Genomic DNA, 6909 nt, shown 5'->3' with positions numbered 1-6909 from the left:
TGGTCGAAGGCGCGGCGCAGGTCCGCGGCCGCATTGCGCACGAGTTCCAGGGAGAGTGCGCCTGTATCGCCCCGCGTTTCTTCCAGTTGCGCGCGGATATAATCCGTCAGCCCGTCGGCGCTTTCCAGCACCTCGCCGCGCTGGTGTTTCCAGACGTGCGCAATACGCGCGAGCACGGAGGCGAAACCGGGGCGGCCGTATCCGTCCGCGGGCGGATAGTAGGTGCCGCCGTAGAAGGGCTTAAGACCGGGCGTGAGAAAGACGCTCATGGGCCAGCCGCCCTGGCCGTTCATCGCCACCACGGCGGTCATGTAGATTTCGTCGAGGTCCGGCCGTTCTTCGCGGTCCACCTTGATGCTCACGAAATCCGCGTTGAGGAGCGCGGCAATCCCGGCGTTTTCAAACGATTCCCGTTCCATGACGTGGCACCAGTGGCACGCCGAATAGCCAATGGACAGAAAGATCGGCTTGTCTTCGGTGCGCGCTTTTGCGATGGCCTCGTCGCCCCAGGGGAACCAGTCCACGGGGTTGTGCGCGTGCTGAAGCAGGTAGGGGCTCGTCTCATGGAGGAGCCGGTTCGCGGGTGTCCCGGCGTGATGGGAAGTACTGCAAGACATGCTTGGAATTCCTTCGGTATCTACACCCGCTGCGGCGATAGCAGGCACAAGCTGCACGAGAAGGCATGTCATCATACCAGAAGGGAAACAGTCCCGTGCGGCCTTGGCATTCCGTGTCCGGTTTTCCGCGTTATTCTCCGGGTGTGCCTTGAAAACACGGGGCCGCACGATCGCGTGAAACGGGCTGTGGAATTTTCCTTGCCAAAAAGGCCTTTATATGGTAAGGGTACGATAGAGGTAAGTCCCGGCAGATGGCGATGCGGCTCGCGGTGGGCCAGCGGGAAACATCGGTCGTGGCCGAAAGGAGGTGATCCGTCGATGGTAAGTCCGGGTAAACCCGGCGCTAGTGGCCGTCCGGCCTGCGCCGCGACCAGGCACCAAAAGACGGGTCTGTCTCACGCAGTTGGGATGGACCTGGCGAGGAGGAATGTGTCGTAGCCAGGCGGCACGCGCGGCTACTAGCATAAAGCGTTGCGGGCAAACGCGCCCGCAGGTGATTGAAGGGGCGTCCGGTATTCGCCGGGTGCCCCGCTTCTTATGCCGGGACAGGCAATCAGGCTGGGGGCGGCTCGACAGGCGCTTCGGCGGGCGCCTCGGTGGGCGCCGCTTCCTCTTCTTCCGCCGTATGGCCGAGAATCTGGCTCAACAGGGCGTCGTTGCGGCGGATGGGGATGTCTTGCATGCCGCGTTCGAGCAGGTCGGTAAGGTAGTCCTGGACGATGAGCCGCTCATTCCGTTGGAGTTCCATTTCACGGGCCTGCTTGATTTCATCCTGCCACTCGGTGGAGCTGCGGTCTTCGTCCGTCGGGTCGATGCGCGCGACGAGGTCCACGAAATACGTTTCGCCCAGGTTATTGACCATGGGGCCGGCCATGACGCCGGGTTCGCCGCGGCCCACCTGTTCGTAGATTTGCGAGCAGGGAATGCCCTCGACGACGCCGCGGTTGGCGGCCACTTCCTGCGATTCCGCGATCTGCGGGTTCAATTCGGGGCACAACGCGGGGATTTCGTCGAGCGTTTTTGCGCCCGCCTTGATTTTATCCACGTATTCCTGAACCTTTGCCTGGTATTCGGGCTTGGTCTTCAGGACCGCGACCACGTCTTCGCGCACGCGGTCGCGCACTTCTTCAAGCGGGGGAATCTCGCCCTCGATGCTCTCCACGACATCGGCCACGTACAGGTTCATGGCTCCGGTAATCACGTTGAAACGGGTGTCGTCCTTCTGGGCCGCGATGCTCCGCGCAAACGAGCGCGCGTCGAACCGGCTGAGCCCCTCGATCTCGCGGTCCTGCTCCGTGAATTGACCCGTCCGGCTCAGTTGCAGGCCCAGTTCCTGCACAGCGGCCTCGAGACTGCCGAGTTCCTTGGCCTTGTCGGCGATGCGCTGGGCTTCCGCCTGACGGACCTCCCGTTCTTCTGGCGGCAATGACGTCTGGAAATAGATTTGCCGTCCCAGTACTTCCCGGACGCCGGTGTCGGGGTTGGTCCGTTCCTCTTCGACCTTGTAGATGAAATAACCGCCGGGGCCGTAGACGGGGTCGCCGATCTGGCCGACCGGCAGCTCGAAGAGCGGCTTGCGGTGTTCGAGTTCGAGTTCCGACGGCTGCTGCCAGCCCATTTGACCGCCGTTCTTGCTCTCCGGGGGCAAATCGGACACCTCGTCCGCGAGAACCCCGAAATCTTCGCCCGCGCGCGCGCGTTCTAGAATCTTCGCGGCATTTTCCGGCAGCGGCGGCTGGAGAGACACCAGCGCGAAAGCGGCGGTCATCTTGCGGGGAGCCCGGTAGTCCTCCTGGTGTTCCGTGTAATGCTGCTGGATGTCTTCCTCGGTGGGCTCGACGCCCGGCGCAATTTTGACATAGCGCACCTTCATCTTGGTGTGATTGTCCGCGATGCGTTTTTCGATTTCCGAGTCGATAATGCGCGCCGCGGGAGCGGTCGCGAGGGCCATGGTGATATCCCGAGCGGCCTGCCCGCGGAAATCTTCATAAAGCTGGTTCCAGTTGCGGGTGGGGTCGTCTTTGAGCCACTCATTGTACGCGGCGGCGTCGAATTCGCCGTCCTCGTTCTTGAATTCATCCCGCAGCCGCTGCTCGAGGTACTCTTGCGTAAACCTGTAGCCGCGCTGCTCCTCGAAGTAGGTGAGTATGGCCTGCTGCGTCAGGCGCTCGAGAATATCCTGTACCGTGCCGTTCTTCTCGAGGTCCGCGTAGGTGACCCGCTGGTCGCCGCGCGATTGCTGCTGCACGGCGGCGTCCAGCTGGCGCAAGAATTGCCAGCGGTACACCGGCACGCCGCCAATGTCGAGAACGACCTCGTCGGCGTCGGGGCCGAACTGCTCCTGTCCGCGCCTGGCACGCCCTGGCGTTACCCAGAAAATGAACGGTACACTCATGATGATGATGACGCCCAACAGTATGTAGCGCCGGTATTTGCGCATCAGGTCCTGCATGATGCGGAATCCTCCTGAAACGATTGCGGGTTCTTGCCGTCCCCCTCGGCGATGAGGACGGGCCTCGCGCCCGGAAGCCCGGACAAGCACGGAAATCTAGCATATAGCGGCGGGAGCGTGCAAACCTTGCGCGTTCGGCCGATGGTTGACAGTCTTCCGTAATCCCCCATAGACTGCCATCTTGCATCGAGAGGAGGCTAGTCCATGCGGAGTCTCGTATCAAGCATCGCGTTGTGTGTGCTGGCCGCACGCGTGGCAGCGGCTCCTGTCTTCACGGGCGACTGGCTTGAACTGGTCGATACCAGCAAGCTCCCCATGCTGCGGGACGACCAATGCCTGCAAGTATCGAGCTTCGACCGGACCGGCGGCAATGACGATGGTTTCTCGGGCACGTACTCCTATCTGCGGCAAGAGGCGGACGGCGCCTATGTCATCTTCGAGGACAGCGGCCCCGGCTGCGTGTACCGCATCTGGTCGGCGAACCCCGGCCCGCGCCGCATTGAATTCTATTTCGACGGCGAGACAACGCCCCGGCTGGCCTTCGACAAGTGGGAGGACATGTTCCTCGACAAGCAGGAGCCGTTCCTGTCGCCGGTGAGCCGCCACGTGCTTGGCGGCTGGTGCAGCTACGTGCCGCTGGCTTACGAAAAGAGCCTCAGGGTCGTCACGCGCGAGCGCATCAACTTCTACCAGATCACGTGCGTGAAGTTCGCGAGCGGCGAGGGCGTCCGCTCCTTCACGCCTGCCTTGTCCGGCGAGGACCGCGCGAAGTTCGAACGCGTCCGCGAAGCCTGGTCGCATCTTGGGCGCGACCCGTGGCCGCTGCCGGATGCGCGCAAGCAATACCAGCAATGGGCGTTGTTGCCCGGGCAGCGGCAGACGATTGCGCAACGCAACGGTCCCGGCATACTGACGGGCCTGGAACTCGCGTTCAGGGAATTGCCCGACAAGGCGCTGCGCCGCGTGGCCATCGCGATCAACGCGGACGGCGGCGAGTTCGAGGTTGAGGCGCCGCTGGGGGATTTCTTCCTGCAGCCGTTCCCGCGCGAGAAGACGCAATCGCTTCTGTGCGGGCGATTGGAGCCGGGCACGGACACGTTCTACTGCTATTGGCCGATGCCGTTCCGCGGGAACATCGAAGTTGCGTTGTACAACGAGTCCAACGACCATATCCGGCTCACGGTAACGACGAAGACGCGGTACCTGCGCGAGTTTCCGGAGGGATTGGGTCATTTCCGGGCCCATTGGCTGCGCTTGAACCCGACGGCGCAGGGCGAGTTGTTCCCCATCCTTACGGCGGAAGGCCGGGGTCACTGGTGTGGCGTCTCGATGGCCATGCAGGGCTTTGGCCCCGGGCATGGCTTTCTCGAAGGCGATGAGATGCTCTGGATCGACGGCCGCGACCATACGCAGTTCAACGGGACTGGTTCCGAGGATTACTACAATGGTGGATGGTATTTCGGCGGAACCGGCAGCTTCCCGTACTACGGCTGCGGCTATCACGCCGAAAGCGAGGGGCGCTGCCACGCTTTCCGCCTGCACATGACCGACCTGGCGCCGTTTCAGCAGACCGCGCGCGTCGGTATCGAACACGGGCACGGCAACGAGTACGAGGCCGACTACAGCGGCATGACGTTCTGGTACGCGGCGCCGGGCGTTCAGGCGGCGCTGGCGCCCATGCCGCCCGTCGCGGAACGGGTGTGGCGGTCGCCTCGGCTGGCGGGGTATCTGGAAGCGGAAGACTTGCTCGCCGAGGGCGGCGGCGCCATCGTCACCGACGCGGACGCGCCCGGGTTTTACAGCGGCGGCAAGGCCGTGGCCATTGAGGGCCATGGCGGGTCAGCCCGGTTCACCGTGCCCATCGAAAAAGAAGACGTATATCAAGTCCGACTGCGGCTGGCAGAGGCCGGGCCCGGCCTTGAACTCATGGCCCGGATCGAAAGCGCCTCCGGCGCGGTCCTCGACTGGAAATACGGCGAGGGCGCCCGGGACAGGGAGCGCGCCTTGCCCTGGAAACGCCTCACGGTCGGCGCGCAGGTGCTGGTCGTCGCCGTGCCGGGGAACGCGGCGCTCCTGGATGCGGTGCGGCTCGTGCCGAGCGAAAAGACGCCGGGCGTGCTTGAGGCGGAATCGCTGCCCGTGCGGGCCGCCGGCGAGGCGGGCCTGCGCATCGTCGACGGCGGCCTGGCGGGCATGAGCGGCATGTCGTGCGGCGCGATCGCGCACAAGAGCGCGGACAGCGGCGCGGCGTTCGCGTGGGCCATCGAGGCGCCGCGCGCTCATGCCGTGACGGCGCGGCTGCAACATGGGCCGGGCCGGCCCACGGTGCAGTTCACGCTCGACGGCGTTTCTTTCGGCGGGCCGGTTGCGTGCGAGGCCGACGAACTCGCGTGGGAAACCGTCACGCGCATGACCCCGCCAATCGAAGCGGGCAGCCACACGTTCGGCCTGGTCCTGGCCCCCGGCCAGGCGGCGGGCGGCGAGACGCTCGTCGATTACGTTCGGATTGTTCCGGAAGGATTATATGAGGGCGAGGAACTGAAGATTCTGGAAGCAACGCCCCCCGAAGCGAAGCGCCAGGACATGCGCGCGTTCGGGGCGCAGTGGAGCCGCGACGCGCATGTCTGGTTCACGCCGCCCTCCAGCGAGGCCAGCGTTACGTTCGAGGCGCGCGTGGAGCGGGCCGGCGCGCGCACTGTCTGCGCCTATTTCACGAAAGCGCCGGATTACGGCGTCTATCAGCTTCTCGTGGACGGCGCGCCTCTCGGCGAACCCTTCGACGGATATCACGAGAGCGTCGCGCGCAGCGACCGCGTCTGCTTCGGCGCGCAGGAGTTCAGCGAAGGCCCGCATCAGTTTGCGTTCAAGTGCGTCGGCAAGAACGAACAGTCCTCAAGCTACATGCTGGGTCTCGACGTGCTGGAACTGGCGAACCCGTAGGGCGGCGGGCATCTCCAACTGTATTTACCGCGGAGGCACCGGGAGCACAGAGTGAGCCGGCATGCAGCTCAGGCTTCAGCCTGTGTCATGAAGGTGAGGGCCTGTCCGCGGCATGGCAGTCCCTTCTCCCCGAGAGAGGCGGGGTGAAGGTTCGCCGCGGCGTGTGCACCCTTCCCATGAGCTTGAATCACGGCCGGGACGCCCGCGCCAAGCTCAGTCCCGCATCACGCCTTCGCTGCGCGAGATGATCACCGTGCCTACGCTGTCGCCGGTGACGTTGACGACTGTGCGGCTCATGTCGAGCAAGCGGTCAACGCCCACGACGACGGCGATGCCCTCGATGGGCGCTCCGATGGATTGCAGGATGATCCCGAGCAGGCCGATGCTCGCGCCGGGAATGCCCGCCGCGCCGACCGACACGAGCACGGCGGTCAAGAACACCATCAACTGCCCCTGAAACGGCACGGCCACGCCGTACACCTCCGCGATGAACAACGAAGCGACGGCTACATACAAGGCGGTGCCGTCCATGTTGATGGTGACGCCCAGCGGCAGCACGAAATTGGCGATATTGCGGTCCGCGCCGACCCGGCGCGTGGCGCAGTCGAGCGTTACGGGCAAGGTTGCCGCGCTCGACGACGTGGTGAACGCGACCTCGAACACGGGGATCATCCCGCGCAGGAACCGCAGCGGCGAGACGCGCCCGAACAGCGGCACGAGGACGCATGTCAGCACGCAGAAATGAATTGCGAGACCGAGCAGGACGGTGAAGCAGTACTTGCCGAGCATCGCGACATAGCCGAGGCCCAGTTCGGCGATCACGCGAGCCATCAACGCGAACACGCCGATGGGCGCCAGATACATGACCCAGCGGATGACCGTGATGAATGCCGCGTTCAG

Annotated in this window: 4 protein-coding genes; 1 reads left to right on the top strand and 3 read right to left on the bottom strand. The window is 64.4% G+C overall.

Annotated features, from left to right (window positions below):
* Positions 1-617, bottom strand: a 617-nt coding sequence (locus KA184_20225) for a thioredoxin domain-containing protein (GenBank protein ID MBP8131912.1), incomplete at its 3' end; no start/stop codon positions are given.
* Positions 618-1170: 553 nt separating this feature from the next.
* Entirely contained in the window at positions 1171-3069 is a 1899-nt protein-coding gene (locus tag KA184_20220; protein MBP8131911.1) for a peptidyl-prolyl cis-trans isomerase, read from the bottom strand.
* A 204-nt stretch (positions 3070-3273) separates the two neighbouring features.
* Here KA184_20220 and KA184_20215 point away from each other — a divergent pair, with 204 nt between their 5' ends.
* Complete coding sequence (locus tag KA184_20215; GenBank protein MBP8131910.1) at positions 3274-6009, top strand: DUF2961 domain-containing protein; 2736 nt, start codon at positions 3274-3276, stop codon at positions 6007-6009.
* Positions 6010-6222: 213 nt separating this feature from the next.
* Here KA184_20215 and KA184_20210 read toward each other — a convergent pair.
* Positions 6223-6909: dicarboxylate/amino acid:cation symporter (locus KA184_20210; GenBank protein ID MBP8131909.1), on the bottom strand; the 687-nt coding region annotated here is incomplete at its 5' end.

Source organism: Candidatus Hydrogenedentota bacterium (assembly GCA_018005585.1).
GTDB lineage: Bacteria > Hydrogenedentota > Hydrogenedentia > Hydrogenedentales > JAGMZX01 > JAGMZX01.
The sequence above is the reverse complement of the archived record's forward strand: the minus strand, read 5'-3'. Positions and strand labels throughout refer to the sequence as shown.

Coding starts and splice junctions, on each gene's coding strand:
- KA184_20220 (MBP8131911.1), bottom strand. CDS start 3,069: ATGCAGGACCTGATGCGCAAATACCGGCGCTACATACTGTTGGGCGTC.
- KA184_20215 (MBP8131910.1), top strand. CDS start 3,274: ATGCGGAGTCTCGTATCAAGCATCGCGTTGTGTGTGCTGGCCGCACGC.